This is a genomic window from Leifsonia sp. 21MFCrub1.1 (assembly GCF_900107895.1).
GTDB lineage: Bacteria > Actinomycetota > Actinomycetes > Actinomycetales > Microbacteriaceae > Leifsonia > Leifsonia soli.
This window is the reverse complement of the sequence record NZ_LT629867.1, coordinates 953,742-978,946: the sequence shown is the minus strand read 5'-3', so window position 1 is coordinate 978,946 and position 25,205 is coordinate 953,742. Positions and strand designations below refer to the sequence as shown.

Below are 25,205 nucleotides of genomic sequence, written 5' to 3'. Positions count from 1 at the left end.
TCATCCTAGGACGCCGGCCCTGTGTGTTCCTTGTTTCTGCCCGGCACGTCGCGGGACGAAACGGGAACAGCCGCCGGGGCGACGCCGTTTAGTCTGGTGACGACGAAAGGGACAGGCATGGCACAGAACGAGACGGCCACGAACGGGCACACCGACGGATACACGGTCTCCAAGAGCGAGAACGAGTGGCGTGAGGAACTCAGCCCCGAGCAGTACGCGGTGCTCCGCGAGGCCGGGACCGAACGCCCGTGGACCGGCGAGCTGCTCGACGAGAGCCGCGCGGGCCTGTACACCTGTGCCGCGTGCGGTGCAGAGCTGTTCAAGTCGGGCACCAAGTTCGACTCGGGATGCGGCTGGCCGAGCTTCTACGAGTCCGTCCGGCCGGAGGCCGTCCAGCTCATCGAGGACACCAGCCTCGGCATGGTGCGCACCGAGGTGCGCTGCGCCTCCTGCGGCTCGCACCTTGGGCACGTCTTCCCGGACGGCTTCGGCACCCCGACCGGCGACCGCTACTGCATGAACTCCCTCTCGCTGAACTTCACGCCGGAGTCCTGATGACGGAGGCCCCGACGGTCGCCGGCCCCGCCGGCGGCCTCGCCGAGCGCGTCGCCGCACGCCGGTCGTACTCGCGTGTGACGCCGGATGCGCCGACGCACGAGGAGCTGCTGCCGCTGGTGGCCGCGGCCGGCCGGGTCGCGGATCACAGCGCGCTGCACCCGTGGCGGCTCATCGAGCTGCGCGGCGACGCCCGCCTGCGGCTCGGGCAGGCGTTCGTGCGGGATGCGAAGGCGACCGGGTCGGATGCTGAGAAGCTCGCGTCCAAGCCGCTGCGCTCCTCCCTGCTGATCGCGATCGTCTCGGTGCGCACGAAGAGCGAGAAGGTTCCCGGCTGGGAGCAGGATGCGGTGGCGTCGGGCGTGGCGCACATCCTGAGCCTGCTCCTCCACGACGCGGGCTGGGGCGTGATGTGGCGGACCGGCCACCACACCCGATCGAAGGCCGTGCACCGGATGCACGGGCTGAAGAAGAACGAGCGGCTGCTCGGCTGGCTGTACGTCGGCGGCATCCCCGCGGACAGCCGGGAGGGGCACCGCCGGTCGATCGACCCGGAGCGGTTCCTGACGACGCTGGACTGACCGCCGGGCCTCTTGTCAGGCGGTCTGCCGGCGCCAGCCCCAGCGGATGCTGGCGACGGCGACCGCGACGATCGCCAGCAGCGTGCCGCCGATGGTCGAGAACGCGAGGACGTGGCCGGCGGTGGGCAGCAGGAGGTCGAGCAGCAGTGCGGAAGCCAGCTGACCGGCGACGGTGGCGAGGCCCAGCAGCAGGACGCCGGTGATCCGCACCAGGAACGCGGTCACCCCGATGAAGATGCAGCCGATCGCGCCGCCGACGTAGAGCCACGGCTCCGCCGGCAGGCGCGCGGGCAGCCCGGCGAGCGCCCAGTGCCCCAGCATGAGCACGACCAGCACGGAGGTGCCGACGGCGAAGTTGATGAAGGTCGCGGTGAGCGCGCTCTCGGCGACGACCCGGACCTGACCGTTGACGGCCTGCTGCCAGCCGGTGCCGAGGCCCGCGATGAACGGGAGCAGCATCATCCACACCGGAGCGCCGCCGCCGAACTGCGCCGACACGGCCCACGTGACCGCGACCAGGGCGAGCAGCGCGCCGACGAGACGCGCGGCGGTCAGCGGCCGGCGCCCCCCGGGGCCGAGGCCGATCCGGTCGAGGACGAGGCCGCTGATGGTCTGCCCCGCCACGACCGCGACCGTGAACAGCGCGACGCCGAGCGCGGCGGCGGTCAGCCCCTGCGACAGCACCAGGAACGAACCCGCGGCGCCGCCGAGGACGTACCACCAGCGCAGGCCGCGGCCGCGAAGGGCGTCGCGGACGCGCGCGAGGCCCCTCCGTCCGGCGGGGACGATCGCGAGCGCGACCGTGAGGATCACCAGGCCGGAGCCGAACGAGATGGCGGCGGCGGTGAAGCCGTCGCCCAGACGACTGCCCAGTTCGCCATTGATGCGCGACTGCAGCGCGACCAGGGCGCCGCAGAGCAAGGCGAGGACGAGCGCGAGCCAGAGCGGGAGCGAGCGAGGGGTCACTCCTCCAACCCTAGGCCCGGCGGCGACCCGGCTCAGGGTGCCGGCGCTTCGCCGTCGGTCGGCTCCGGCGTCGGCAGCCAGTCGATGTTCTCCTCCGGCGCGACCTCCTTCTCCTCGCTGAGGTCGTAGTCGTCGTCGTTCTTCTTGTCGCTCATGCCGCCACCCTACGCTCAGCCGGCGACAGCGCCGGGCGTGTCCGCCAGCGCGCCGAGCGGCGACTCGATCGCGTCGGCGATCTCCCACAGGAAGCCCGCCGCCACTCCCCCGTCGGTCACCCGGTGGTCGAACACGAGCGACAGCTGCAGGATGCGCCGGGGCACGATCGCGCCGTCCACGACCCACGGCCGCTCGATGGCCCGCCCGAGGCCGAGGATGGCGACTTCGGGATGGTTGATGATGGCGGCGCTGCCGTCGACGCCGAGGCTGCCGTAGTTGTTGATCGTGAACGTCGACCCGGCGAGATCGGCGGGAGGGAGCGTCCCGTCGCGGGCCGCCCGCGCCAGGCGGTCGAACTCGGCGTCGAGCTCGCGCACCGAGAGGCGGTCGGCCCGGCGGACGACCGGGACGAGCAGGCCGCGGTCGGTGTCGGCGGCGAAGCCCAGGTTGACGCCGTCGAAGAGCTGCAGTCCCTGGCCGTCCGGGGTCACGCGACCCGCGAGCTCGGGATGCCGCGCGAGAGCGGTGAGGGCGAACCGCGCGACGAAGGACAGGAACGAGGGAGCGCGACCGCCGCGGGCGAGGCGGCGCCGGCCGTCCCACAGCTCGGTCGCATCCACATCCACCCAGACCGTCGCCTCGGGGATCTCGGAGCGGCTGCGCGTCATGGTCTCGGCGACGGTGCGGCGGAGGCGCGAGAACGCGGCGGTGTCGCGGACCGTGAGGCCCGTGCGCGGGTCGGTGGCGGCGGCGGAGCCGGTGCCGGCGGCTTCGGGGGCGGCGGGCGCCGGTGAGGACGGGCCGGCGACGGATGGGCGCGACGGCACCTGCGCGCGCGCCGACAGCGCCGCCTCCACATCGTGTCGGGTGACGACGCCGTCCGGGCGGCTCGGACGCAGGGTGGAGAGATCGATCCCGTTGCTGCGGGCGAGCGCGCGCACCACCGGCGAGACGACGGGGACGATCGGCGGCCGGGGCGAGGTGGATGCGAGACCGGCCGGAGTCGCGGGAGCCGCGGCGGGCGGGCGCGGCGGCTCGAGAGTCGCCGTGCGCGCGGCCCGGGGCCGCCTCCCGGCGTGCGTCGTCGTGCCGTAGCCGACCAGCACGGCGCCCGACCCGCCGGACGCCGCCGGAGACTCGGCCGCCTCCTCCACCTCGATCAGCGGCGCGCCGACCAGAATGTTCTCGCCCTCGGCGCCGTGCAGCGCGGCGACCCGGCCGGCATACGGCGACGGCACCTCGACGACGGACTTCGCGGTCTCGACCTCCGCGATCGGCTGGTCGGTGACGACGGTGTCGCCGACCGCGACCAGCCAGCGCACCAGCTCCGCATCGGTCAGGCCCTCGCCGAGATCGGGGAGGGTGAACACCCGCGCGGTCATGCGTCCTCCCACTGCAGCGCATCCACGGCGTCGAGCACGCGGTCGACGTCGGGCAGGTAGAACCGCTCCAGCTTCGGCGGCGCGAACGGGGTGTCGAACCCGGTCACCCGGCCCACCGGCGCGAGGAGGTGGTGGAAGCAGCGCTCCGAGACGCGCGCGACGATCTCGGCCGCCATGCTGGCGAAGCCCGGCGCCTCGGCCACCACGACCGCGCGGCCGGTGCGGCGGACCGCCGCGCAGACCGTCTCGTCGTCGAACGGGACGAGCGACCGCAGGTCGATGACCCCGATGCTGCGGCCGTCGTCCGCGGCGGCCTCGGCAGCAGCGAGCGCGACCGGCACGGACGGCCCGTACGCGATCAGGGTCGCGTCGTCGCCCTCGCGGGCCACACGTGCGCGGCCGATCTCAGGGAGCGGCGCTTCCACATCCACCTCGCCGGTCGACCAGTACAGCTTCTTCGGCTCGAGGAAGATCACCGGGTCGGGATGCGCGATGGCGGCGCGCAGCAGCCCGTACGCGTCCTGCGGGGTGACGGGCGACACGACGGTCAGCCCGGGCGTGTGCACGTAGTAGGCCTCCGACGAGTCGGAGTGGTGCTCCACCCCGCCGATGCCGCCGGCGTACGGGATGCGGATGACGAGCGGCAGACGCACGCGGCCCTGCGTGCGGTTGCCCATCTTGGCGACGTGATCGACGATCTGCTCGAACGCGGGATAGGCGAACGCGTCGAACTGCATCTCGACGACCGGGCGCATCCCGTTCATGGCCATGCCGACGGCGGTCCCGACGATGCCGGACTCGGCCAGCGGGGTGTCGAAGCAGCGGCTCTCGCCGAAGCGGGCGGTCAGCCCGTCGGTGATGCGGAAGACGCCGCCGAGGGCGCCGACGTCCTCGCCGAACACGACGACGGACGGGTCGGCGGCGAGCGCGTCGGCGAGCGCGCGGTTGAGCGCCTGCGCCATCGTCATCGTGGCGGGAGCGGCGGCCGGTGCGGCGGCTCCGTTCTGGGGGTCGGCGCCGGCGGGGGCGTCGTGCATGAGCGTCATCGGGCGGCCTCCTGAGGGTTCGACCGACCCGCATCCGCGGCGCGGAGTTCGGCGGCGAGCTGCTCGGCCTGCTCGCGCAGCTGCGGGGTCGGGGTGGCGTAGACATGGGCGAACAGGTCTTCGGGGTGCGGCTCGGCGTCGGCCATGATCGCGGTGCGGAGGTCGGCGGCGACCCGCTCGGCGTGGGCATGCGCCTCCGCGTCGTCGCCCTCCGCGAGCTCCCCCTGGGCGGTCAGCCAGGCGCGCAGCCGGAGCAGCGGGTCGCGGGCGAGCCACGGCTCCACCTCGTCGGAGGTGCGGTAGCGGGTGGCGTCGTCGGCGTTGGTGTGCGACTTGATGCGGTAGGTGACGGCCTCCACCAGGGTCGGACCGCCGCCCTCCCTGGCCTCCTCGACGGCCTCCCCGAGCACCGCGAGCAGGGCGGCGAGGTCGTTGCCGTCGACGAGCCGGCCGCGCATCCCATAGCCGATGCCCTTGTGCGCCAGGCTCGGCGCGGCGGTCTGCCTGCTGAGCGGCACCGAGATCGCGTAGCCGTTGTTCTGCACCAGGAACACGACCGGCAGGTGGAAGACGGCCGCGAAGTTGAGCGCCTCGTGGAAGTCGCCCTCGCTGGTCGCGCCGTCGCCGCACATCGCGAGCACCACCGTGTCCTCGCCGCGGAGACGGGCCGCGTGGGCGAAGCCGACTGCGTGCAGCAGCTGGGTCGCCAGGGGCGTGGCCTGCGGGGCGACGCGGTGGCGGTTCGGGTCGTAGCCCGAGTGCCAGTCGCCGCGGAGCAGCACGAACGCCTCGAACGGGTCGACGCCGCGGGCGATCACGGCGACGGTGTCGCGGTAGGTCGGGAACAGCCAGTCCTGCTCGCCGAGCACCATCGCGGCGGCGATCTCGCAGGCCTCCTGGCCGTGCGACGACGGGTAGACGGCGAGACGCCCCTGGCGCACCAGCGCGTCGGCCTGATCGTTGATCCGGCGGGCCAGCACGAGCCGCCGGTAGCCCTCACGCAGGGTGTCGGCGGCGGGCATCCGGTGGCGGTCGTCCGGGTGGGACGCGCCATCCTGATCGATGAGCCGCAGCGGGGTGTCGCCGGGCAGCAGATCGTCCGCGTGCATCTGTTCTCCTTCGAAAGACGTCGCTCCTCCCCAGCATGACTTCGGCAGACGCGGGACGCTACGGGTGCGCGCGAGTCGAGACGAACGGGTGCGGGCAGCGCGGATCGGTGGCAGACTGTCCAGCACCATGGACGACATCGACGTACGGATCCTGGACGCTCTGCGCGCGGACGGCCGCGCCTCCATCACCTCCGTGGCGGAGGCGGCCCACGTGTCGCGCGCCAACGCCTACTCGCGGGTCTCGCGGCTGGTGTCGGACGGGGTCATCACCGGGTTCACCGCGAAGGTCGACCCGCGACGATCGGGGCGCGCATCGTCGGCGTACGTGACGCTGCGGGTGGAACAGGCGGACTGGCACGACCTGAGGGAGCGGCTGCAGCGCATCCCGGAGGTGGAGCACTTCGCGCTGGTCGGCGGCGACTTCGACGTCATCCTGCTCGTGCGCGCCCGAGACAACGAGGACCTGCGCCGCGTCGTCCTCGAGGAGCTCACGGCGATCCCCTCGGTGCGCGACACCAAGACCTCCCTCGTCTTCGAGGACCACGACCTGCGATGAGGATGGTCGGGAGCAGTGACCGCGACCCGGGCCGGGCCGACTGGATGGAGCTGTTCTTCGATCTGATCTTCGTGGCCCTGGTCGGCCAGCTGGCGCACGGCCTCCACGTGCATCCCGGCTTCGCGGCGATCGGGGTGTTCCTCGCCCTGTTCGCCGCGGTGTGGTGGGCGTGGGGCAACCTGACGTTCGTCGTCAACGTGTCGCGGCGGCTCACCCGGCGAGGGCTGTCGCTGGTGATGTTGCTGGCGATGGTGGCGGTCGGTGCGATGGCCGTCGCCGCTCCCGAGGCGATCGGCGAGCGCGCCTGGCTCTTCGCGGCCGGGAACGCCGCGCTGCGGATCGTGCTGCTCGTCGCCTGGATCCGGCTGTCGTGGGCGGACGGGGTGGCCTCGCGCATCCGGATCAGCGTCTACAACGGTGTGACGGCGGTGCTCTGGCTGGTCTCCATCCCGCTGCCGGAGCCGGCCGGCTACGTGCTGTGGGCGGTCGCGATCGCGCTCGAGGTCGTGCTGCTGGTCACGACGGCGTCGAGCTGGGCGTCCGGCGCGTTCGAGACGCTGAATGTGGACCACCTGTCGGAGCGGTTCGGGCTGCTGGTGATCATCGTCCTCGGCGAGTCCGTGCTGAGCATCGTGGCCGTGGTGAGCGAGTCGTGGACGGCGGGCGGTGCGCTCGTCGGCCTGCTGGGGCTGGTGATCGTGGCCGGGCTGGCGTGGACGTTCTTCCTCTACGGCGTCGACGTCATGCACCAGGGGCTGGAACGGCTGCTCGCGCGCGGGGATGTGCGAGGCATCCGGGACACGGTGGCCTTCCTGCCGTTCCTGCTGCTGGCGGGGGTGACCGCGCTCTCCGGCGCGCTGTCGGCGGCGATCGAGCATCCCGCCGAACCGCTGCCGCTCGCCCTCTCGGTGTGCCTCGGGGGCGGGATCGCGCTGTTCTACTTCGCGAACACGGTCATCTCCCGTCGCTACGGCGACGAGTGGCGGGTGGTGCTGCGCTGGGGCGTGCCGGCCGTCGTGCTGTCGCTGCTGCTGATCCCGCTTGGCGCGGTGCTCCCCGCCGCGGCGACGGTCGCGTGCGCCGTGCTCGTGCTCGCTTACAACGTCTCCGCCGCCGAGCGCACCTCCCGCCGCCGCGCCCGTGCCGCCTCCCTCTGACTCCGCCCACCGTCGAGTCCGCAAAGACTGCACGCTCGGGTGGCGTGTCGCGTGCAGTCTTTGCGGACTCGACGGTGGGGGATGGCGTGGGAGGCGGGTTGATTGCGCGGGCCGGGTCTGCGACGATGCAATTGCTGAACGATTGTTCGGTAATTCGTGGCGTCGAGGGAGAGGGCACGATGGCGGAGGCCTACCTGGTCGACGGGGTGCGCACGCCGGTCGGCCGCTACGGCGGCGCGCTGGCGGGCGTCCGGCCCGACGACCTCGCGGCGCTGGTGGTCGGCGAGGTGGTCCGCCGCGCGGGCGTTCCCGGCGACGCGCTCGACGAGGTCGTGCTCGGCGCGGCCAACCAGGCGGGCGAGGACAACCGCAACGTCGCCCGGATGGCCGTACTGCTCGCCGGACTGCCGGACGAGGTCCCGGCACTGACCGTCAACCGGCTATGCGCGTCGGGGCTGACCGCCGTCATCCAGGCCGCGCAGGGCATCCGGGCCGGCGACGCCGACCTCGTGGTCGCGGGCGGCGTCGAGTCGATGACCCGCGCTCCCTGGGTGCAGGGCAAGCCCGAGCGCGCCTACGCGAAGCCCGGCCCGCAGTACGACACCGCGATCGGCTGGCGCTTCACCAACCCCCGGCTGCTCGCGCGCGACAAGGCGACCTACACGATGCCCGAGACGGCGGAGGAGGTCGCGAGGATCGACGGCATCAGCCGCGAGGGCGCCGACGCCTTCGCTCTGCAGAGCCACCGGCGGGCGGCCGCGGCGGCCGATGCGGGCCGGTTCGACGCCGAGCTGCTCGCGGTCGACACCCCCGCAGGTCCGGTCGCGGCCGACGAGGGCATCCGTCGCGACACCAGCCTGGAGGCGCTCGCCCGCTTGAAGCCGGTGGTGGCCGGCGGCGGCGTCGTCACCGCGGGCAACTCCTCCCCGCTGAACGACGGCGCGTCCGCGGTCGTCGTCGCGAGCGCGGAGGCGGTCGAGCGGCACGGGCTGAAGCCGCGGGCACGTATCGTCGCCGCGGCGAGCGCCGGCGTCGCGCCCGAGGTCATGGGACTCGGCCCGGTGCCCGCAACGCGCAAAGCGCTCGCGCGCGCCGGCCTCGACGTCTCCGACCTGGGCGCCGTCGAGCTCAACGAGGCGTTCGCCAGCCAGGCGCTCGCCTGCATCCGCCGGCTCGGACTCGACCCCGCGACCGTGAACGCCGACGGCGGCGCGATCGCCCTCGGCCACGCCCTGGGGTCGAGCGGGTCGCGCATCCTGGTCACCCTGCTCGGCCGGATGGAGCGCGAGGGCGCCCGCTACGGCCTCGCGACCATGTGCGTGGGCGTCGGGCAGGGCACCTCCCTCATCGTGGAGGCGGTATGAGCGACACCCGGAGGCTCACCGTGGCCGAGCTCCCCGACCGTGTGGTGGTGACCCTCGACCGGCCGGAGCGGCGCAACGCGATCGACCAGCGGATGGTGGACGAACTGCACGAGGTCTGCGACGCCCTGGAGCGCGCGCCGCGCATCCTGATCCTCACCGGCTCCGGCGGGGTGTTCGCGTCGGGCGCCGACATCGCACAGCTGCGCGAGCGTACCGCCGCGGACGCCGCAAGCGGCATCAACGACTCGGCGTTCACGCGGATCGCCGAGCTCCCCATGCCGGTCATCGCCGCCCTCGACGGCTACGCGCTCGGCGGCGGGGCCGAGCTCGCCTACGCAGCAGACCTGCGCATCGGCACGCCGCGGGTGCGGATCGGCAACCCGGAGACGGGTCTCGGGATCATCGCCGCCGCCGGCGCGCTCTGGCGGCTGCCCGCGCTCGTCGGCCTGCCGCTCGCGACCGAGCTCGTGCTGACCGGGCGCCTCCTGACCGGCGAGGAGGCCCTCGCCGCGGGTCTGGTGTCGTCGCTGCACGAGCCGGACGAGCTGCTCGCCGCGGCGCACGCCCTCGCCGACCGGATCGCCGCGAACGATCCCCTGGCCACCCGCCACACCAAGCGCGTGCTGCGGGAGCCTGCCGACCGGCATCCCGCCGCCGAGCGCGAGGCGCAGGCCGAGCTGTTCGACTCTCCGGAGAAGCACCGGAGGATGACCGAGTTCCTGGAACGGAGGAGACGCACGTGAACCACGCGGCACTGCCCGAGCGCGTCGCCGTCATCGGCGGCGGCCGGATGGGCGCGGGCATCGCGCACGCCTTTCTGATGGCGGGCGCCGAGGTGGTCGTGATCGAACGGGACGCGTCGGCCGCGGCGGAGGCGCGCGACCGCATCCTCGCCGCAGTGGAGGGCAGCGTCCGTCGCGGCGCCGCACCGCCAGACCCGGAGAGCCTGCTGGTCACCGTCACCTGGGAGGCGCTCAACGGCGCCGGGCTGGCCGTCGAGGCGGTGCCAGAGCTGGTCGGCCTCAAGCGCGAGGCCCTGCGGAGGGCCGAGGACCTGCTGCCCGTGGATGCGGTGCTCGCGACCAACACCTCGTCCCTGTCGATCGACGTGCTGGCCGAGGGGCTGCAGCGACCGGGCGCGTTCCTCGGAATGCACTTCTTCAACCCCGTGCCCGCCTCCACCCTCGTGGAGCTCGTGACCGGGACGGCGACCGCGACGACCGCCGCCGAAGCCGCGGAGGGCTGGGTCGCCGCGATCGGCAAGACGCCGATCACCGTGCGCGACTCCCCCGGCTTCGCCTCGTCGCGACTCGGCGTGCTGCTCGGACTGGAGGCGATCCGGATGGTGGAGGAGGGCGTCGCGACGCCGGAGGACATCGACACGGCGATGACGCTCGGCTACAAGCATCCGGTCGGGCCGCTCCGGCTCACCGACATCGTCGGGCTGGACGTGCGCCTCGACATCGCCGAGTACCTCTCGCGCGAGCTCGGGCCGCGGTTCGAGCCGCCGGAGCTGCTGCGGCGGATGGCCGCCGAGGGGATGCTCGGGCGGAAGTCGGGACGCGGCTTCTACGACTGGACCGAGGGCGATGAGCCCGGGGACGCTCCCGGCTCCTCTACCGCTCCGGAGCGTCGATGATGAGGTTGGTGATGCGCGCCGTGCAGAGCCGGTTGCCCTCCTCGTCGGTGATGACGATCTCGTGCGACGCGATCGTGCGGCCGAGCCGGATCGCCGTCGCGACCCCCGTCACGAGGCCCGAGCGCGCCGACCGGTGGTGGGTCGCGTTGATGTCGATGCCGACCGCACTGCGCCCCGGCCCGGCATGGATGACGGCCGCCCACGATCCCAGCGCCTCCGCGAACGCGACGGATGCCCCGCCGTGCAGCAGCCCGAACGACTGGCGGTTGCCCTCCACGGGCATGGTCGCGACCACGCGCTCGGCCGACTGCTCCAGGATGCGCACGCCCATCTTCACGTCGAGCTCGCCCAGTTCGATCGTCCAGTCGCCGTCGGCCATGCCGTCAGCTTACGCATCCACCGTGCCCGCCTCATCCAACGCATCCAGCATCCCTCGCCCCGAAGGAGCCCGCCCATGATCCTGCCCAGCTACCTCCGCGACGGATGGTGGACGCCCGACACGGAGGAGGGCGCGGCCGACGTGCTCGACGCCTCCACGGGCGAGCTCGTCACCCGGGTCAGCACGGCCGGCCTCGACCTCGCCGGCGCACTGGAGCACGCCAGGACCGTGGGCCAGCGCTCGCTCGGCGAGCTGACCTTCCATCAGCGCGCCCTGCTGCTCAAGCAGCTCGCCCAGGCGCTGACCGAGCGCAAGGACGAGCTGTACGCGCTGTCGGCGCAGGCCGGCGCCACCCGGGCCGACGCCTGGATCGACGTCGACGGCGGCATCGGCGCGATGTTCACCTACGGCTCGAAGGGCCGGCGCGAGCTCCCGAACGCCCAGGTCGTGCTCGACGGCCCGGCGGAGCAGCTGTCGAAGGACGGCAGCTTCCTCGGCCGCCACGTCTACACGCGCCTGCCGGGTGTCGCGGTGCAGATCAACGCCTTCAACTTCCCCGTGTGGGGCATGCTCGAGAAGCTGGCGCCCTCCTTCCTCGCCGGGATGCCGACCCTGGTGAAGCCGGCGACCCCGACCGCGTTCGTGGCCGAGGCCGCCGTGCGGATCATGGTCGAGTCCGGGCTCCTGCCCGCGGGCTCCCTGCAGCTGGTGAGCGGATCGGTCCCCGACCTGTTCGACCATGTGCGGCTCGGCGACCTGGTCGCGTTCACCGGGTCGGCATCCACCGCCGAGCGCCTGAAGGCGCACGCGTCCGTGCAGACCGGCGGGGTGCGGTTCACCAGCGAGACCGACTCGATCAACGCGTCGGTGCTCGGCCCGGACGCCGTCACCGGGACACCCGAGTTCGACGCGTACGTGAAAGGGCTGGTCGTCGAGATGACGGCGAAGTCCGGGCAGAAGTGCACGGCCATCCGCCGGGCGATCGTCCCAGCTCCCCTGGCGGACGACGTGATCGCCGCCGTTCGCGACCGCATCGCCTCCCGCGTCGTGATCGGCGACCCGCGCGCCGAGGGCGTGACGATGGGACCGCTCGCCTCGCGCACGCAACGCGAGGAGGTGCTGCGGCAGGTCGGCCGGCTGGTCGCGGCGGGCGGCGAGCTGGTCCTCGGCGGACTCGACCAGCCGACCGTCGTGCGCGCCGACGGCACGACCGGCGCCGTCCTGGAGGGTGCGTTCGTCGCCCCGGTGCTGCTGCGCTTCGCCGACGCGTGGACGCCGGAAGCGCACACCGTCGAAGCCTTCGGGCCGGTCGCCAGCGTCCTGTCCTACGACACGGCGGAAGAGGCTGTCGCGCTCGTCGCCCGCGGCGGCGGGTCCCTCGTCACCAGCGTCGCGACGCACGACCCCGCGTTCTCGCGCGCGTTCGTGCTGGGCTCGGCGGCCTACAACGGCCGCATCCTCGTGCTCGACCGCGACGACGCACGCACCTCGACCGGGCACGGCTCGCCGATGCCGCATCTGGTGCACGGCGGTCCGGGTCGGGCGGGAGGCGGCGAAGAGCTCGGCGGCATCCGCGCGGTGCTGCACCACATGCAGCGGACCGCGCTGCAGGGGTCGCCGGATCTGCTCACCGCGATCACCGGGGTGTGGCATCCCGGCGCCGCCGCGTCGCCGGAGCCGCCGCATCCCTTCCGCAAGTCGCTGGCGACCCTGCGGATCGGCGACCAGGTGCAGTCCGAATCACGGCGCGTGACCCTCGACGACATCGAGACGTTCGCGACGTTCACCGGCGACACGTTCTATGCGCACATGGATGAGGAGGCGGCGGCCGCGAACCCGTTCTTCCCCGGCCGGGTGGCGCACGGCTACCTGCTGGTGTCGTGGGCGGCCGGGCTGTTCGTCGACCCCGCGCCCGGGCCTGTGCTCGCGAACTACGGACTGGAGGACCTGCGGTTCCTGACGCCCGTCGTTCCCGGCGACAGCATCCGCGTCACCCTGACGGCCAAGCAGATCACGCCGCGCGAGACCGACGACTACGGCGAGGTGCGGTGGGATGCGCGCATCCAGAACCAGCACGACGAGCTCGTCGCCACCTACGACGTCCTCACGCTCGTCGCCAAATAGCCCGCTCACAAGCCGACAGCTCCTGAGTTTTTCGCACGAATCGGCGCTGGGAGCCCGAAAAACTCAGGAGCTGTCCGTTCGGGGCGGGGGTCAGCGGAGGGCGAGGGCGAGGATGGTGTCGGCGAGGTCGTCGGGGGTCAGCGGGCCCGCCGGGGTGTACCACTCGGTGAGGGAGTTGATCATCCCGAAGAGGAGGCGCGCAACGACGGCCGGGTCCGCATCCGTACGCAGGGAGCCCTCGGCCCGCGCCTCCGCCACCAGCTCGGCGACCGCGTGGTCGAACGCGCGACGGCGGGCGAGCGCCGCCCGCTCCACGTCGGTGTTGCCGCGGACGCGCAGCAGCAGCGTCACGTACGGCAGCCGGTCGGCGAGCACCCGGACGGCCCCGCGCAGCACGAAGGCCAGCCGGTCGGAGGCCGCCCCGGTCGTCGCATCGGGCGCCCGCAGCACCCCCTCCAGCCCGTCGAGCGCTTCGTCGAGCGCCAGGCCGAGCAGCTCGTCCTTGGAGGCGACGTGGTGGTAGATCGCCGACTTCGACAGTCCGAGCCGGTCGGCGAGCATCCCGATGGAGGTCGCGTCGTAGCCGTGCTCGTTGAACGCGGCGACCGCGACCTCGAGGATCCCCCGCTGGTCGTAGCCGGGCCGCCCTCGGCGCAGGGCGTCGGAGCGCAGCGTCTCGGTCACGCGCCCAGTCTGGCACGCGCGCCCGCCCAACGGATATACTGAACGAACGATCAGTAAATAGTGATCGCGATGGGAGGGTCGACGATGACCACCACAACAGCCGACACGGCGTCCGAGACGGACGGCCGGGCCCGCTTCGACGAGCTCATCGCCGCCGACTCCCGCGTCGAGCCGCGCGACTGGATGCCCGACGACTACCGCCGCACCCTCATCCGGCAGATGTCGCAGCACGCCCACTCGGAGATCATCGGGATGCAGCCAGAGGCCAACTGGATCACGCGCGCTCCGAGCCTGAAGCGCAAGGCCATCCTCATGGCCAAGGTGCAGGATGAGGCGGGCCACGGCCTCTACCTGTACTCGGCGACGGAGACCCTCGGCGTCACCCGCGACGAGCTCACCGAGCAGCTGCTCTCCGGCCGTGCCAAGTACTCCTCGATCTTCAACTACCCCACGCTCAGCTGGGCCGACATCGGTGCGATCGGCTGGCTGGTCGACGGCGCAGCGATCTGCAACCAGGTGCCGCTGTGCCGCTGCTCCTACGCCCCCTACGGCCGCGCCATGGTCCGCATCTGCAAGGAGGAGTCCTTCCATCAGCGGCAGGGCTTCGAGATCCTGCTGACCCTGATGCGCGGCACCCCCGAGCAGCAGCGGATGGCACAGGATGCGGTGGACCGCTGGTACTGGCCGTCGCTGATGATGTTCGGCCCGCCGGACGGCGACTCGCCCAACTCCGCACGCTCGATGGCGTGGAAGATCAAGCGGTTCTCGAACGACGACCTGCGCCAGCGGTTCGTCGCCATGCTCGTGCCACAGGCGGAGGCGTTGGGCGTCACGCTGCCCGACCCGGACCTCCGCTGGAACGAGGAGCGCCAGGCCTACGACCTCGGCCCGATCGACTGGAGCGAGCTGCAGGAGGTCATCGCCGGCCGCGGCGTCTGCAACGCGCAGCGCCTGCAGCGTCGGCGCGAGGCGCACGAGGACGGCCGCTGGGTGCGGGAGGCCGCGGCCGCGTATGCCGAGAAGCAGCGCGCCGCACGCGAGAGCGCGGAGGCCGTCGCATGACCGCGGAACCGTGGCCGCTGTGGGAGGTCTTCGTGCGGGCATCCCGCGGGCTCAGCCATGTGCACGTCGGCTCCCTGCACGCTCCGGATGAGGAGCTCGCGGTGCGCAATGCCCGCGACCTCTACACCCGCCGCGGCGAGGGCGTCTCGATCTGGGTGGTGCGCTCCGACCGGATCACCGCGAGCGACCCCGACGCGAAGGACGCCTTCTTCACCGCGCCGGAGGGCAAGAACTTCCGCCACGCCACGTACTACACCGCCGCCGAGGGGGTGAGGCACCTGTGACCGACGCGCAGCACGCGCACATCGGCGCCCCCGATGTCGATCACGGCCACGTGGAGCTCAGCGCGGTCGTCCTCTCCGACGAGTTCGTCTCCGCCGACGCGCCCGCGTCCCCCGGGGTCGCCGAGTACGCGCTGTGGCTGGGCGACGACTCCCTGATCCTGGCGCAGCGCCTCGGCGGCTGGATCACCCGGGCACCGGAGCTGGAGGAGGATGTCGCCCTGGCGAACATCGCCCTCGACCTGCTCGGCCATGCGCGCTCCTTGCTCCGCTACGCCGGTTCGGCGACGGGACGCACCGAGGACGACCTGGCGTACTGGCGCGACGAGGGCGACTTCCGCTCCGCGCACCTGTTCGAGCAGCCGAACGGCGACTTCGCGCACACGATCGTGCGGCAGTTCGCCGCCGCGCACTACCTGCACCCGCTGTACGAGCGGCTGCGCGCATCCACCGATCCGGTGCTCGCCGGCGTCGCGGCGAAGGCGGTGAAGGAGGTCGACTACCACCGCGATCACGCCGACCAGTGGATGCTGCGCCTGGCGCTCGGAACGGACGAGTCGCGCCGCCGCACCCTGCGCGCGATGGAGGACGTCTGGCCCTACGTCGACGAGCTGTTCTCCGACGAGGCCGCGGGAGGAGTCGACCTGTTCGACGCCCTCGACGGCGTGGCCGTGCGTCCCTCGACGCTCCGCGAGCCGTTCGGGGCCGAGGTCGGCCCCGTGCTGGCGGAGGCCCGGCTCGAGCCGCCGACGGCCTTCCATGCGGCAGGCGGCGGGCGCCGCGGCCGGCACTCCGAATACCTCGCACCCCTGCTCGCGGAGCTGCAGGTGCTCGCCCGCCAGCATCCGGGGGCGTCATGGTGACGCATCACGCCGACGCCGCGCGGGCGTGGTCGGCGGTCGCCGCCGTCGTGGACCCGGAGGTGCCGGTGCTCAGCATCGACGATCTCGGCGTGCTGCGCGAGGTGACGGTCTCCGACGACGGCGTCGAGGTGGTCATCACGCCGACCTACTCGGGATGCCCGGCAATGGATGCGATCCGCGAGGATGTCGTGCGCGCCCTGGCCGCGGAGGGGTTCGGCGACGTCCGGGTCCGGCTGGTGCTGTCGCCCGCATGGACGACCGACTGGATCAGCGCCGCCGGCCGCTCCGCCCTGCAGGAGTACGGCATCGCTCCCCCGTCGGCCGCCGGCCCGGTCCGGCTGAGCATGTCGGTGAAGTGCCCGCACTGCGACTCGCTGGACACCCGCGAGGTCGCGCACTTCGGGTCGACGTCCTGCAAGGCGCTGTTCGTCTGCCGGTCGTGCGGCGAACCGTTCGACCATTTCAAGGCGCTGTGAGGGAGGCCTGATGGCGCGGGCACGTTTCCACACGCTCGCGGTCGCCGACGTGCGACCGTTGACGGCGGCGAGCGTCGAGGTCACCTTCGCGGTGCCGGAGGAGCTCCGCGGCGAGTACGACTACCTGCCCGGGCAGCACGTCGCCCTGCGCGCCACCGTCGACGGCCATGAGCTGCGGAGGAGCTACTCGCTGTGCCGCCCGCCACTGCCGCCGACCGGCGACCGGCCCGGCCGCATCAGCGTCGCGATCAAGCGCGACCTGGGCGGCGCGTTCTCGACCTGGGCGACCAGCGAGCTGCGGGCGGGCGACCGGATCGACGTGATGAGCCCGCAGGGCACGTTCACGGTCGACCCGTCGCGCGTGGACGGCCGGCACGTGGTGGGCATCGCCGCGGGGTCCGGCATCACGCCGCTGATGGCACTCGCCGGCAGCATCCTGGCCGGCTCTCCCACGGCGCGGTTCACGCTCGTCTACACGAACCGCACGGCGATCGACGTCATGTTCCTCGAGGACCTCGCCGATTTGAAGGACCGCTACCCCGCGCGGCTGGCGCTGCACCACGTGCTCTCGCGCGAGCAGCGCTCCGCCCCCCTGCTCTCCGGCCGGATCGACGAGGAGCGGCTGCGCAGGATGCTCGACACGCTCGTCCCCCCGTCGACCGTCGACGAGTGGTTCCTGTGCGGACCGTTCGAGCTCGTGCAGCTGTGCCGTGACGTGCTGGAGGCGTACGGGGTGGCGCGGGACCGCATCCACTTCGAGCTGTTCACGACCGGCGAACCGGGCGAACCCCGCGGCGACGCGGGTCGTCCGGTGGTGGTCCACGAGGGCGAGCGCACCGCCGAGATCGAGTTCACGCTCGACGGCCTGAGTTCGACCGTGACCACGCCGGTGGATGCGAACGAATCGGTTCTGAACGCGGCTCTGCGGGTGCGGCCGGACGTGCCCTTCGCGTGCACCGGCGGCGTCTGCGGGACATGCCGCGCGCGGCTGGTCAGCGGCGACGTGCGGATGACGGAGAACTACGCGCTGGAGCCGGAGGAGCTCGAACGCGGCTACGTGCTGACCTGCCAGTCCCATCCCCTGACCGACCGCGTCGTGGTCGACTACGACGTCTGAACAGCGGAGGCCCCGTGATCGACCTGGACATCGCCGACGGGATCGCCCGTGTCACCCTGGACGCTCCGGAGCGGCTGAACGCGCTCGGCCCCGACGACCTGCGGGCGCTGGATGCGGCCTACGCCGAGGCGGAGGCGGCTGGCGTGCGCGCGCTGGTGCTGCGCGGCGAGGGTCGCGCGTTCTGCGCCGGCCGCGACATCGCGGGCGTCGACCCCGCGACCGACGACGTGAGCGGGTACCTCGACGGCCTGGTCACTCCCCTGCTGCGCCGGATCGCAGCGTTCCCCGCGCCGACCTTCGCCGCAGCGCACGGCGCGTGTCTCGGGGTCGGCCTCGGGCTCCTGATCGCGACCGACGTGGTCTACGTGGCGGAGGACGCCAAGGTCGGCTCGCCGTTCGCCGCCCTCGGCGCCGCCCTCGACTCCGGCGGCCACTGGCTGCTGGTCTCGCGCCTCGGCCCGCACCGGGCGCTCGACCTCATCTACTCAGGCCGGCTCCTGTCGGGCGCCGAAGCGGTCGCGGGTGGCCTGTTCTCGCGATCCCTGCCGGCCGACGGCCTGCGCGACGAGGTGGATGCCGCAGCCCGGGCGGCCGCGTCCGGCGCCACCCAAGCGTTCCTGGCGAGCAAGCGGATCGTCGCGGGCCTGCGCGACGGCTCGCTCGACTTCTGGGGCTCGGTCGCCGCCGAGAACGCCGCGCAGTCGGCCCTGCGCGACACGGACGACTACCGCGAGGGGTTCCGCGCCTTCCAGGAGAAGCGGAAGCCGCGCTTCTCCGGCCGCTGATCACGCCCTGCGTGGTCTAACGGATCTCGTAGGTTCCGTCGAGGCGGGCTCGGGCGATGACGTGCCCTCTCATGGCGCGGAGGGTGTCGGCGAGGGTGAACGACGCCGGCAGATCGATCGACTCGTCGAGGGCGAAGAGCTGGAAGGCGTACGTGTGGGCTCCGTGCGAGCGGATGGGGAGCGGACCCGCGTAGCCACGTCGGCCGAACCCGCCTCTGCCGTGCCGGATCCCCCGGACGGGGCTCGGCTCGGCGAGCCCGTTCTCCGGGATGCCGTGTGCCGCCGGGTCGATCCCGACGGCGAGCGCGTGGGTGGCGGGTCTCGAGAAGGGCACATCGGGGTCCTGCACGATGAGCACGAGCTCTCGCGTCTCCGCCGGAGGCGTGGTCCACGACAGTGCGGGCGAGACGTTCGGTCCGCGCAGCCGGCCACGATGGCGGTCGGGAATCGGCGCGCCGTTGTCGAAGGCCGGACTGGTGAGCGCGAAGGTCTCCGGCGCATCCAGGCCGGGGTCGGCCCAGGCGAGGGTGCGGTGTCCTGCGCGCCGGCCGCGGAGGAGAAGACCGAGTGGATTGGCAGGCATGGTGGTCCGGCTTCCTTCTCCGTCATCGATGCTTAGGCATACTAAGGACTCTTCTTAGGTAGACTAATCACCCATGGATGCCGAAGCAAGCGCCGAGCCACGTGGAGCCCTCACCGTCCCCGGCCTCGGCGCTCAGGTCCGCTCGACGGTCGGACGACTGTACCGGCGCTTCCGCAGCGAACGCCCGGAAGGCGGCCTCGGCGACGCCGCCCTGGACGTGCTGAACTGGCTGCACAAGACCGGCCCGCAGACCTTGACCGAACTCAGCGAGGTCGCCCAGGTCACTCCCGCGTCGATGAGCCAGAGCGTCAACAGACTCACGTCGGCGGGATACGTCGTCCGAACCCCCGATCCGGGCGATCGCCGCAAGGTGCTGTTCCGCACGACCCCCGAAGGCGCTCGCCTCGCCGAGACGACACGGGCTCGGCGCGACGCGTGGCTGGAGGGGCGGCTCGGCGCGCTCAGCCCCGAGGATCAGCAGGTGGTCGCGCGCGCCTGCGCCATCCTCGCCACGATCTCGGATTCCTGACCCTCAGACGCGGTCGTGCAGCGTGATGTGGTACCCGTCGGGGTCGGCGAAGGTGAAGGTGCGGCCGAAGGGGCCGTCGATGGGCGCGGCGACGATCGTGCGGCCGTCGGCGACGAGGGCGTCGTGGATGGCCTGGACGTCGGTCGCGTGCAGCCAGATCGCGGCGCCGATGCCCGGCTGAGGAACGGAATCGAGATCGGTGCCCTGGACGATGTCCCGGAGCGCGAATGCGATGGGCTTCGTGTCGAAGACCACGGCGTGCGGTGGGCCGGCCGGCGAGCGGACGAGCCCGAGGTAGCGCTCGTAGAAGGCCTGGGATGCGGCGAGATCGCGCGTCTGCAGCGAGAGGAAGTCGGGGCCGGTGGCAGGCATGGGATGCTCCTTCATTTCGTGTCAGTTATCTGACACGACTCAAGCTATGTCAGAATACTGACATGAGTCAAGACGGAGTCGGCGTCGACCTCGAGACATCGTTGGGCTACCTGCTCAAAGAGGCGTCCAGCGCGCTGCGCGCAGCCATGGAGGAGGTGCTCCGCCCGCTCGGCATGACGATCACGCACTACTCGTGCCTGGAGCTGCTCTCCCAGCGCCCCGGCCTGTCGAACTCCGAGCTCGCCCGCGGCACGTTCGTCACCCGACAGTCGATGAACGTGCTGCTCCAGACGCTGGAGCGGGAGGGGGACGTGACCCGGCCGGCGGAGGCGCCCGTCGGCAAGGTGCTGCCCACCCGGCTCACCGCCCGCGGCCGGCGGCGTCTCGAGCGGGCGAGCGCGGCCGTACGGTCCGTCGAGCTCCGCATGCTGTCCGGTCTCACGGAGCCGGACCAGGCCGCCGCTCGCCGCATCCTGCGGAGCATGATCGGCTCGCTCCGGGGCGATGTCCCCACCGAGAGCGCTGGCGAGGTCAGCTGACGCGGGTCGCCAGCAGCCGCTGCACCGCGGAGAGCGGGATCGGGATCCACGACGGGCGGTGCCGGGCCTCGTACGCGATCTCGTAGACCGCCTTGTCGAGCTCGAACGCGTCCAGCAGCAGCCGGAAGTCATCGACCTCGGAGCCCGCGACGGACGCGTAGCCCTCGAGGTACGCCTGCCGCGCGTTCGCGGCCCATGCCGTCGCATCCACCGGCGTCTCCCGGCGCGCGAGGGAACCCGCGACGTAGTCGAACGAGCGCAGCATCCCGGCGACATCGCGCATGGTCGCGTCGGGCAGTGCGCGCTCGGCGAGCGGCCGCAGCGGCTCCCCTTCGAAGTCGATGAACTGCCAGCCGCGGTCGGGTGCGTAGAGCACCTGGCCCAGGTGGAGGTCGCCGTGGATGCGCTGCAGCAGCGGAAGAGGCGCCGCGGCGGCGTCCTCGTAGACGGCCGCGATCCCGGCCCGCAGCTCCTCGACCTCGGGGACCTCGGTCGTGGTGACCGTGAGGCGCCGGAACATCCCGTCGAGGGCGAGCGCGACATCCTCCTTCGCCGCGCGCTTCGTCGGCAGCGAGCGCGCCAGGAGCGTGTGCAGCTCGGCGGTGCCCGCCCCCAGCCGGTACGCGCGATCGGTGAAGTCCTCGCCGCGCTCCGCGGCGCTGACCGCCAGCTCCCAGCCGTCCTCGGCTCCCGGGACGAAGTCCTGCATGAGGGCGAGCTCGCCGGATGCGGTCCCGCCGACCGGGGTGGGCCAGCGGCCGGTGAGCCAGCCGAGCAGCGCGGGCGTCCGCCGCGACCCGGCCGCGGTGAGCGCGGCCAGGGTGGAGACGTCGGGGTTCTCGCCGTCCTGGACGACGCGGAACACCTTGATGAGGGCGAGGCGGTCGTCCTCCAGCTCCCCGACGATCGACGTATTGGACTGCTCGCCGGTCAGTCGCCGCGACGACCGCACGGCGAGGCGGCCGCCGAGCGTGTGGCCCTGCGCGTGCGCGTCACGGCCCTCGGCATGCTCCTGACCGGTCATCAGCTGGACGAGGGACGCGACGTACGCCTCCTCCGTGGGACCGTCGTACAGGTACCGTCCGCCCGCCTCGCCGATCAGCGCGGCCTCGTCGCCGTCGCGGCCGGCCCGCGCGACGACGGGCACCTGGTACACGCGGGGCGTGCGCGGTGCGTCATCGCAGAAGAAGTGGGTGACGACGCGGACGTCGGCGTCCGCGGGTTCGGCGTCGAACGACGCGAGAAGCCGCAGGCGCGGCTCGACGTTCTTCGTCGAATACCAGCGCTGGCGTCGCATCCACGTGCCGACCAGCTCCGTGAGTTCGGTCATGCCAGAACCGTACGCCCGCTCCGCCGTTTGTGGGCGGGGTCCAGCGAATCCTGAGGATCAGTGCCGGCCGAGCACGACACCGCGGGCGGCCAGGAAGGGCTGCGGGTCGATCTGCAGACCGTTCACCCGCACCTCGAAGTGCAGGTGGCAGCCCGTCGACAGCCCGGTCGAGCCCACCTGCGCGATCGGCTGGCCCGCGGCGACCTGCTGGCCGACGGTCACGCCGATGCCTCCGTCGCGGATGTGGCCGTAGGCCGTCTGCACGCCGCCTCCGTGATCGATGAGGACGAAGTTGCCGTAGCCGCTGAACGGCCCGGCGCGCACCACCGTCCCGGCTGCCGCCGCGAAGATCGTCGTCCCGCAGGCCGCACCGAGGTCGTCACCCGGGTGGAAGGGGTCCGTGCCGAGGGGACGCGACGGCCGCGGTCCGAAGACATCGGTCAGCGAGCCCTGCACCGGGAGCGCCCACCCGCTCGCGACGAGTGTCGGATCGGAGGTGAGCACCTGCCAGCTGGAACCGGCCTGGATCACCGTCGGCGCCGCAGCGAGGGCGGCCGACGCCGCATCGACCTGCGCCTGCGCGGTCGCGACCGCCTGCCGGCTGCTTTCGACGTCGACCGCCGAGACGGCATCCGCCGCCTTCTGCGCCTTCTCGGCCCAGCCCTCCGCAGCCTTCTTCTGGGTGGAGGCTTCGCGGATGGCGGCGTCGCGGTCCTTCGAGAGGACGGCGAGCCGGTCGGCGGCGCCGAGCTGCTCGAGCAGGTCGCCCGAGCCCTCCAGGGCCGCGCTGAGCGGGTCCTGGGTCAGGAAGCGGGCGCCGGACGAGCGGAGCAGCGCGGTCGCCAAGGCGGCGCTCTTGCGGGCCTGCTCGGCGGCGGCGTCCGCCTGCTTGCGCACGGCGTCGGCCGCGGCCTGCGCTTGATCGTGCTCGCGCTGGGCCGTCTCCGACTCCTGGGTCGCCGTCGCGAGCTGCTCCTGCGCCGAGGCGAGATCGCTGGCCAGCTGGACGGCGCGCTCGAGGTCGGCGGGGTCGACCGTGGGGAACTGCGGGAGGTCCGGCACGCTGAGAGTGATCTCATCCGTGGGCGGCGGCCCCGGTTCGGACGCGGGCGGGCTCACCGGCGGCGTCGACGGGTCGGGGGTCGGGGTCGGCGTCGGGGTCGGAGTGGGGTCGGGCGTCGGTGTCGGGTCGGGAGTGGGAGTCGGGTCCGGCGTCGGAGTCGGGTCCGGCGTCGGAGTCGGGGACGGGTCCTCGGACGGCGTCGGATCCGAGGTCGCCGACCCGTCGCCACCGGTCTTGTCCGCCATGTGGCCGCTCGATCCATCCGTTCCGGCCGGCGCGCACGCGGTGGTGCACTCCTCGGCAGAGGCGGGCGAGGAGATGCCCAGCAGACTTCCGGCGACCAAAGCGAGCACCGCCCAGGTGGAAGTCAGGCGCGGCCCCCCGAGTCGCGTCGCTCTCCTGTGTCGTCCGAGCGAACTGTGCATGATCAGAACGGCCCGGCGGCTGACGCCGTTAGGCCGATAGTGAGATGCTCTCACCGCTCGGGGTCGCGAACAAGACACCCATTCGAGGTCGGATGCGGCTCACAGCATCGGCACGTTACGGTGAGAGATTGTGACCGACAGTACTGCCACCGCGCGCCCGCGACGTTCCGCCCGGCGCACGTCCAGCTGGAAGACGTTGCTGCGCGATGTGGTGATCATCTTCGTGGTCGCGGTGCTGGTGTCGTTCCTGATCAAGACGTTCGTCGCCCGCTCCTTCTACATCCCGTCGGGGTCGATGGAGAACACGCTCCAGATCAACGACCGCATCATCGTCAACGAGCTCCAGCCCAAGGTGTTCGGGCTGCAGCGCGGCGATGTGGTCGTATTCAAGGATCCGGGCGGATGGCTGCCGCCGGCGCCGCCGAAGACCGGCAACGCGTTCCAGCAGGGCGTCGGCGCTGTCCTCGACTTCGTCGGCCTGGGAGCGTCGGACTCCGACCAGCACCTGGTCAAGCGCCTCATCGGCCTGCCGGGCGACCACATCAGCTGCTGCAACGCCCTCGGTCAGATGAGCGTCAACGGCGTCCCGCTCAAGGAGCCGTACGTGCTCCTCCCCGCGGGCGTGCAGGCGGTCTCCGAGAAGTCGTTCGACGTGACGGTGCCGGAGGGCTCGGTCTGGGTGATGGGCGACAACCGCTACAACTCCGCCGACTCCCGCTACCACATGGACGATCCGGGCAAGGGCTTCGTGCCGCTCTCCGACGTCGTCGGCAAGGCTTTCGTCATCAGCTGGCCGGTCAGCCACTGGTCCTGGCTCGACGACTACCCGGACACCTTCCGCGGCGTCGAACGCGAGGACAAGTAAGCGGTCACTCCACACCGTCGAGTCCGCAAAAACTGCACGCCTGAGCGGCGTGTCGCGTGCAGTTTGTGCGGACTCGACGGGCGGCGGGTCAGTTCTCGGAGCGGCCGAGGCGCCAGTAGCCCATGAAGGCCACGCGCGAACGGTCGATGCCGTGGTCGCGCACGAGCAGGCGGCGCAGCGTCTTGACCGCCGCCGACTCGCCCGCGATCCAGGCGTAGAAGCCGGGATGCGTCCCCTCGGGCGTCTCCCAGAGGATGTCGCGGTCCACATCCACTTCGTCGAGCTGCTGGGACGCGGTGGCCGACGCCGAAGCGACCACGTGCGGGTTCTCGGCGAGCCAGCGCCGGACGGCGGGCAGGAGTGCCGTACCGGTCACCGACTCTCCGCGCGGCAGCCAGGTGACCGACGCGTTGGCGGGAAGGCGGAGTTCGAGCTCGTCATCGGCCGAGGGCACCTCGACGAACGCCCGCGCCCGGCAGCCGCCCGGCAGGGACTCCAGGATGGAGGCGATCGCGGGTGCGGCGGTCTCGTCGCCGACGAGGAGGAGCTCGCGCGCCTCACCGGGGCGCCAGTCGATCCCGACGCCGCGGTGCTCGCTGCGCGCGTCCGGTCCGATCACGACGATACGGTCGCCGGGCGCCGCACCGAGCAGCCAGCGGGCGGCCGGGCCGCCGTCGCCGTGCATCACGAAGTCGACATCGAGCCGGCAGCCGTCCGTGTCGATCGCCCGAACGGTGTAGGTGCGGAAGGGGTTGCGGCGGTGCTCGGGCAGCGCGCGCCAGCGCTCGTACCAGTCCCCCGCGGCGAGCGCCTCCTCGTCGCCGATGCCGAGGTCGGAGAAGGAACCGTCCGCCAGCGGGAACAGCAGCTTGATCCGCTGATCCAGACACTCCGTCCCGAAATGCGTGAAGTCGTCGCACCGGAAGCTCACGCGGGTGAAGTGCGGGCTGAGGCGCTCGATCCGATCGACGGCTGCCCGGTAGGGCCGGTACGCGGGCCGGGGGCGCTCGGTGCGGGTGGGGGCGAGAACGGTCACGGCGGCCTTCCGAAGCAGGGGGACGGGACTTAGGTAAGGCTACACTAACCTCGCCTCCGGCCGCCTGGCGATCCGCGGAGCCTTCTGCTCCCGGCGCCTTCGCGAACGGCATCTCCCGGGCCAGAATGTCGAGCAGGGGCCGTCTCGTTCGACGTCCGGAATGAAAGCGTTCGCGATCGAG

The 25,205-nt window shown here is 72.4% G+C and carries 29 protein-coding genes; 17 read left to right on the top strand and 12 right to left on the bottom strand.

Annotation, left to right across the window (positions count from 1 at the left end):
- The first annotated feature begins 117 nt into the window (after window positions 1–117).
- A complete protein-coding gene (gene msrB, locus BLW09_RS04605) occupies window positions 118–555 on the top strand; it encodes a peptide-methionine (R)-S-oxide reductase MsrB (RefSeq protein WP_089909048.1) in 438 nt (145 codons plus the stop codon).
- A complete protein-coding gene (locus BLW09_RS04600) occupies window positions 555–1,136 on the top strand; it encodes a nitroreductase family protein (RefSeq protein WP_089909046.1) in 582 nt (193 codons plus the stop codon). Before msrB ends, BLW09_RS04600 begins: the two co-directional genes overlap by 1 nt.
- Before the next feature lie 15 nt (window positions 1,137–1,151).
- On the opposite strand, the gene BLW09_RS04595 is transcribed toward BLW09_RS04600, so the two are convergent.
- From BLW09_RS04595 to pdhA, 5 genes are read right to left on the bottom strand one after another with little or no spacing between them, the layout of a single operon-like run.
- Window positions 1,152–2,102, bottom strand: coding sequence for a DMT family transporter (locus BLW09_RS04595; protein WP_089909044.1), 951 nt, complete (start codon window positions 2,100–2,102; stop codon window positions 1,152–1,154).
- A gap of 32 nt (window positions 2,103–2,134) precedes the next feature.
- Window positions 2,135–2,257 (bottom strand): hypothetical protein, encoded by a 123-nt coding sequence (locus tag BLW09_RS19250; protein WP_269457905.1) that lies wholly within the window; start codon window positions 2,255–2,257, stop codon window positions 2,135–2,137.
- A gap of 15 nt (window positions 2,258–2,272) precedes the next feature.
- Entirely contained in the window at window positions 2,273–3,640 is a 1,368-nt protein-coding gene (locus BLW09_RS04590; RefSeq protein ID WP_089909042.1) for a dihydrolipoamide acetyltransferase family protein, read from the bottom strand.
- Window positions 3,637–4,686, bottom strand: coding sequence for an alpha-ketoacid dehydrogenase subunit beta (locus BLW09_RS04585; protein ID WP_197682050.1), 1,050 nt, complete (start codon window positions 4,684–4,686; stop codon window positions 3,637–3,639). Before BLW09_RS04585 ends, BLW09_RS04590 begins: the two co-directional genes overlap by 4 nt.
- Window positions 4,683–5,795, bottom strand: coding sequence for a pyruvate dehydrogenase (acetyl-transferring) E1 component subunit alpha (gene pdhA, locus BLW09_RS04580; RefSeq protein ID WP_089909040.1), 1,113 nt, complete (start codon window positions 5,793–5,795; stop codon window positions 4,683–4,685). The genes BLW09_RS04585 and pdhA overlap by 4 nt, the downstream gene beginning before the upstream one ends.
- Window positions 5,796–5,922: 127 nt before the next feature.
- On the opposite strand from pdhA, the gene BLW09_RS04575 reads away from it, so the two are divergent.
- The 5 genes from BLW09_RS04575 to BLW09_RS04555 all read left to right on the top strand — a co-directional run bounded on the left by BLW09_RS04575 (window position 5,923) and on the right by BLW09_RS04555 (window position 10,511).
- On the top strand, window positions 5,923–6,351 hold the full coding sequence (locus tag BLW09_RS04575) for an Lrp/AsnC family transcriptional regulator (RefSeq protein ID WP_089909037.1): 429 nt from the start codon (window positions 5,923–5,925) through the stop codon (window positions 6,349–6,351).
- A gap of 2 nt (window positions 6,352–6,353) precedes the next feature.
- Complete coding sequence (locus BLW09_RS04570) at window positions 6,354–7,508, top strand: low temperature requirement protein A (protein ID WP_157696901.1); 1,155 nt, start codon at window positions 6,354–6,356, stop codon at window positions 7,506–7,508.
- A gap of 179 nt (window positions 7,509–7,687) precedes the next feature.
- Window positions 7,688–8,872 carry a thiolase family protein gene (locus tag BLW09_RS04565; RefSeq protein ID WP_089909031.1) on the top strand — a complete coding sequence of 395 codons (1,185 nt, stop codon included), beginning with the start codon at window positions 7,688–7,690 and terminating at the stop codon, window positions 8,870–8,872.
- On the top strand, window positions 8,869–9,615 hold the full coding sequence (locus BLW09_RS04560) for an enoyl-CoA hydratase/isomerase family protein (protein WP_089909028.1): 747 nt from the start codon (window positions 8,869–8,871) through the stop codon (window positions 9,613–9,615). The genes BLW09_RS04565 and BLW09_RS04560 overlap by 4 nt, the downstream gene beginning before the upstream one ends.
- Window positions 9,616–9,662: 47 nt before the next feature.
- The gene (locus tag BLW09_RS04555; protein WP_172824287.1) at window positions 9,663–10,511 is read left to right on the top strand and encodes a 3-hydroxyacyl-CoA dehydrogenase family protein; all 849 of its coding nucleotides are present in this window, start codon (window positions 9,663–9,665) and stop codon (window positions 10,509–10,511) included.
- Here BLW09_RS04555 and BLW09_RS04550 read toward each other — a convergent pair.
- A complete protein-coding gene (locus BLW09_RS04550) occupies window positions 10,489–10,890 on the bottom strand; it encodes a PaaI family thioesterase (RefSeq protein WP_089909022.1) in 402 nt (133 codons plus the stop codon). The genes BLW09_RS04555 and BLW09_RS04550 overlap by 23 nt on opposite strands.
- A gap of 75 nt (window positions 10,891–10,965) precedes the next feature.
- Here BLW09_RS04550 and paaZ point away from each other — a divergent pair, with 75 nt between their 5' ends.
- The gene (gene paaZ, locus BLW09_RS04545) at window positions 10,966–13,014 is read left to right on the top strand and encodes a phenylacetic acid degradation bifunctional protein PaaZ (protein WP_089909018.1); all 2,049 of its coding nucleotides are present in this window, start codon (window positions 10,966–10,968) and stop codon (window positions 13,012–13,014) included.
- 90 nt (window positions 13,015–13,104) lie between these two features.
- Here paaZ and BLW09_RS04540 read toward each other — a convergent pair whose 3' ends face one another.
- Window positions 13,105–13,698: a TetR/AcrR family transcriptional regulator gene (locus BLW09_RS04540; protein ID WP_089909016.1), complete on the bottom strand. Its 594-nt coding sequence runs from the start codon at window positions 13,696–13,698 to the stop codon at window positions 13,105–13,107.
- A 69-nt stretch (window positions 13,699–13,767) separates the two neighbouring features.
- Between BLW09_RS04540 and paaA the strand changes: the two genes are divergently transcribed.
- From paaA to BLW09_RS04510, 6 genes are read left to right on the top strand one after another with little or no spacing between them, the layout of a single operon-like run.
- The gene (gene paaA / locus BLW09_RS04535) at window positions 13,768–14,760 is read left to right on the top strand and encodes a 1,2-phenylacetyl-CoA epoxidase subunit PaaA (RefSeq protein ID WP_442911286.1); all 993 of its coding nucleotides are present in this window, start codon (window positions 13,768–13,770) and stop codon (window positions 14,758–14,760) included.
- On the top strand, window positions 14,757–15,044 hold the full coding sequence (paaB, locus tag BLW09_RS04530) for a 1,2-phenylacetyl-CoA epoxidase subunit PaaB (protein ID WP_089909013.1): 288 nt from the start codon (window positions 14,757–14,759) through the stop codon (window positions 15,042–15,044). The genes paaA and paaB overlap by 4 nt, the downstream gene beginning before the upstream one ends.
- The gene (gene paaC, locus BLW09_RS04525) at window positions 15,041–15,904 is read left to right on the top strand and encodes a 1,2-phenylacetyl-CoA epoxidase subunit PaaC (protein WP_231947060.1); all 864 of its coding nucleotides are present in this window, start codon (window positions 15,041–15,043) and stop codon (window positions 15,902–15,904) included. The genes paaB and paaC overlap by 4 nt, the downstream gene beginning before the upstream one ends.
- The gene (gene paaD, locus BLW09_RS04520) at window positions 15,898–16,380 is read left to right on the top strand and encodes a 1,2-phenylacetyl-CoA epoxidase subunit PaaD (protein WP_089909010.1); all 483 of its coding nucleotides are present in this window, start codon (window positions 15,898–15,900) and stop codon (window positions 16,378–16,380) included. Before paaC ends, paaD begins: the two co-directional genes overlap by 7 nt.
- Window positions 16,381–16,390: 10 nt before the next feature.
- A complete protein-coding gene (gene paaE, locus BLW09_RS04515) occupies window positions 16,391–17,497 on the top strand; it encodes a 1,2-phenylacetyl-CoA epoxidase subunit PaaE (protein WP_089909005.1) in 1,107 nt (368 codons plus the stop codon).
- Between the two features lie 14 nt (window positions 17,498–17,511).
- Window positions 17,512–18,282: an enoyl-CoA hydratase/isomerase family protein gene (locus tag BLW09_RS04510; protein ID WP_089909002.1), complete on the top strand. Its 771-nt coding sequence runs from the start codon at window positions 17,512–17,514 to the stop codon at window positions 18,280–18,282.
- Window positions 18,283–18,298: 16 nt separating this feature from the next.
- On the opposite strand, the gene BLW09_RS04505 is transcribed toward BLW09_RS04510, so the two are convergent.
- Window positions 18,299–18,865: a YbhB/YbcL family Raf kinase inhibitor-like protein gene (locus BLW09_RS04505; RefSeq protein WP_089908997.1), complete on the bottom strand. Its 567-nt coding sequence runs from the start codon at window positions 18,863–18,865 to the stop codon at window positions 18,299–18,301.
- Window positions 18,866–18,938: 73 nt separating this feature from the next.
- On the opposite strand from BLW09_RS04505, the gene BLW09_RS04500 reads away from it, so the two are divergent.
- Entirely contained in the window at window positions 18,939–19,394 is a 456-nt protein-coding gene (locus BLW09_RS04500) for a MarR family winged helix-turn-helix transcriptional regulator (RefSeq protein WP_089908994.1), read from the top strand.
- A 3-nt stretch (window positions 19,395–19,397) separates the two neighbouring features.
- Here BLW09_RS04500 and BLW09_RS04495 read toward each other — a convergent pair whose 3' ends face one another.
- Window positions 19,398–19,766 carry a VOC family protein gene (locus tag BLW09_RS04495; RefSeq protein WP_089908990.1) on the bottom strand — a complete coding sequence of 123 codons (369 nt, stop codon included), beginning with the start codon at window positions 19,764–19,766 and terminating at the stop codon, window positions 19,398–19,400.
- A gap of 62 nt (window positions 19,767–19,828) precedes the next feature.
- Here BLW09_RS04495 and BLW09_RS04490 point away from each other — a divergent pair, with 62 nt between their 5' ends.
- Complete coding sequence (locus BLW09_RS04490) at window positions 19,829–20,305, top strand: MarR family winged helix-turn-helix transcriptional regulator (RefSeq protein ID WP_089908987.1); 477 nt, start codon at window positions 19,829–19,831, stop codon at window positions 20,303–20,305.
- Here BLW09_RS04490 and BLW09_RS04485 read toward each other — a convergent pair.
- Complete coding sequence (locus BLW09_RS04485) at window positions 20,298–21,635, bottom strand: maltokinase N-terminal cap-like domain-containing protein (protein ID WP_089908984.1); 1,338 nt, start codon at window positions 21,633–21,635, stop codon at window positions 20,298–20,300. The genes BLW09_RS04490 and BLW09_RS04485 overlap by 8 nt on opposite strands.
- 57 nt (window positions 21,636–21,692) lie before the next feature.
- On the bottom strand, window positions 21,693–22,943 hold the full coding sequence (locus tag BLW09_RS04480) for a M23 family metallopeptidase (RefSeq protein WP_231947059.1): 1,251 nt from the start codon (window positions 22,941–22,943) through the stop codon (window positions 21,693–21,695).
- Between the two features lie 310 nt (window positions 22,944–23,253).
- Here BLW09_RS04480 and lepB point away from each other — a divergent pair, with 310 nt between their 5' ends.
- The gene (lepB, locus tag BLW09_RS04475) at window positions 23,254–23,988 is read left to right on the top strand and encodes a signal peptidase I (protein ID WP_231947057.1); all 735 of its coding nucleotides are present in this window, start codon (window positions 23,254–23,256) and stop codon (window positions 23,986–23,988) included.
- A gap of 88 nt (window positions 23,989–24,076) precedes the next feature.
- Here the strand turns inward: lepB and BLW09_RS04470 are convergent, their stop codons facing one another.
- Window positions 24,077–25,024 carry a siderophore-interacting protein gene (locus BLW09_RS04470; RefSeq protein ID WP_089908976.1) on the bottom strand — a complete coding sequence of 316 codons (948 nt, stop codon included), beginning with the start codon at window positions 25,022–25,024 and terminating at the stop codon, window positions 24,077–24,079.
- Window positions 25,025–25,205: the final 181 nt, after the last annotated feature.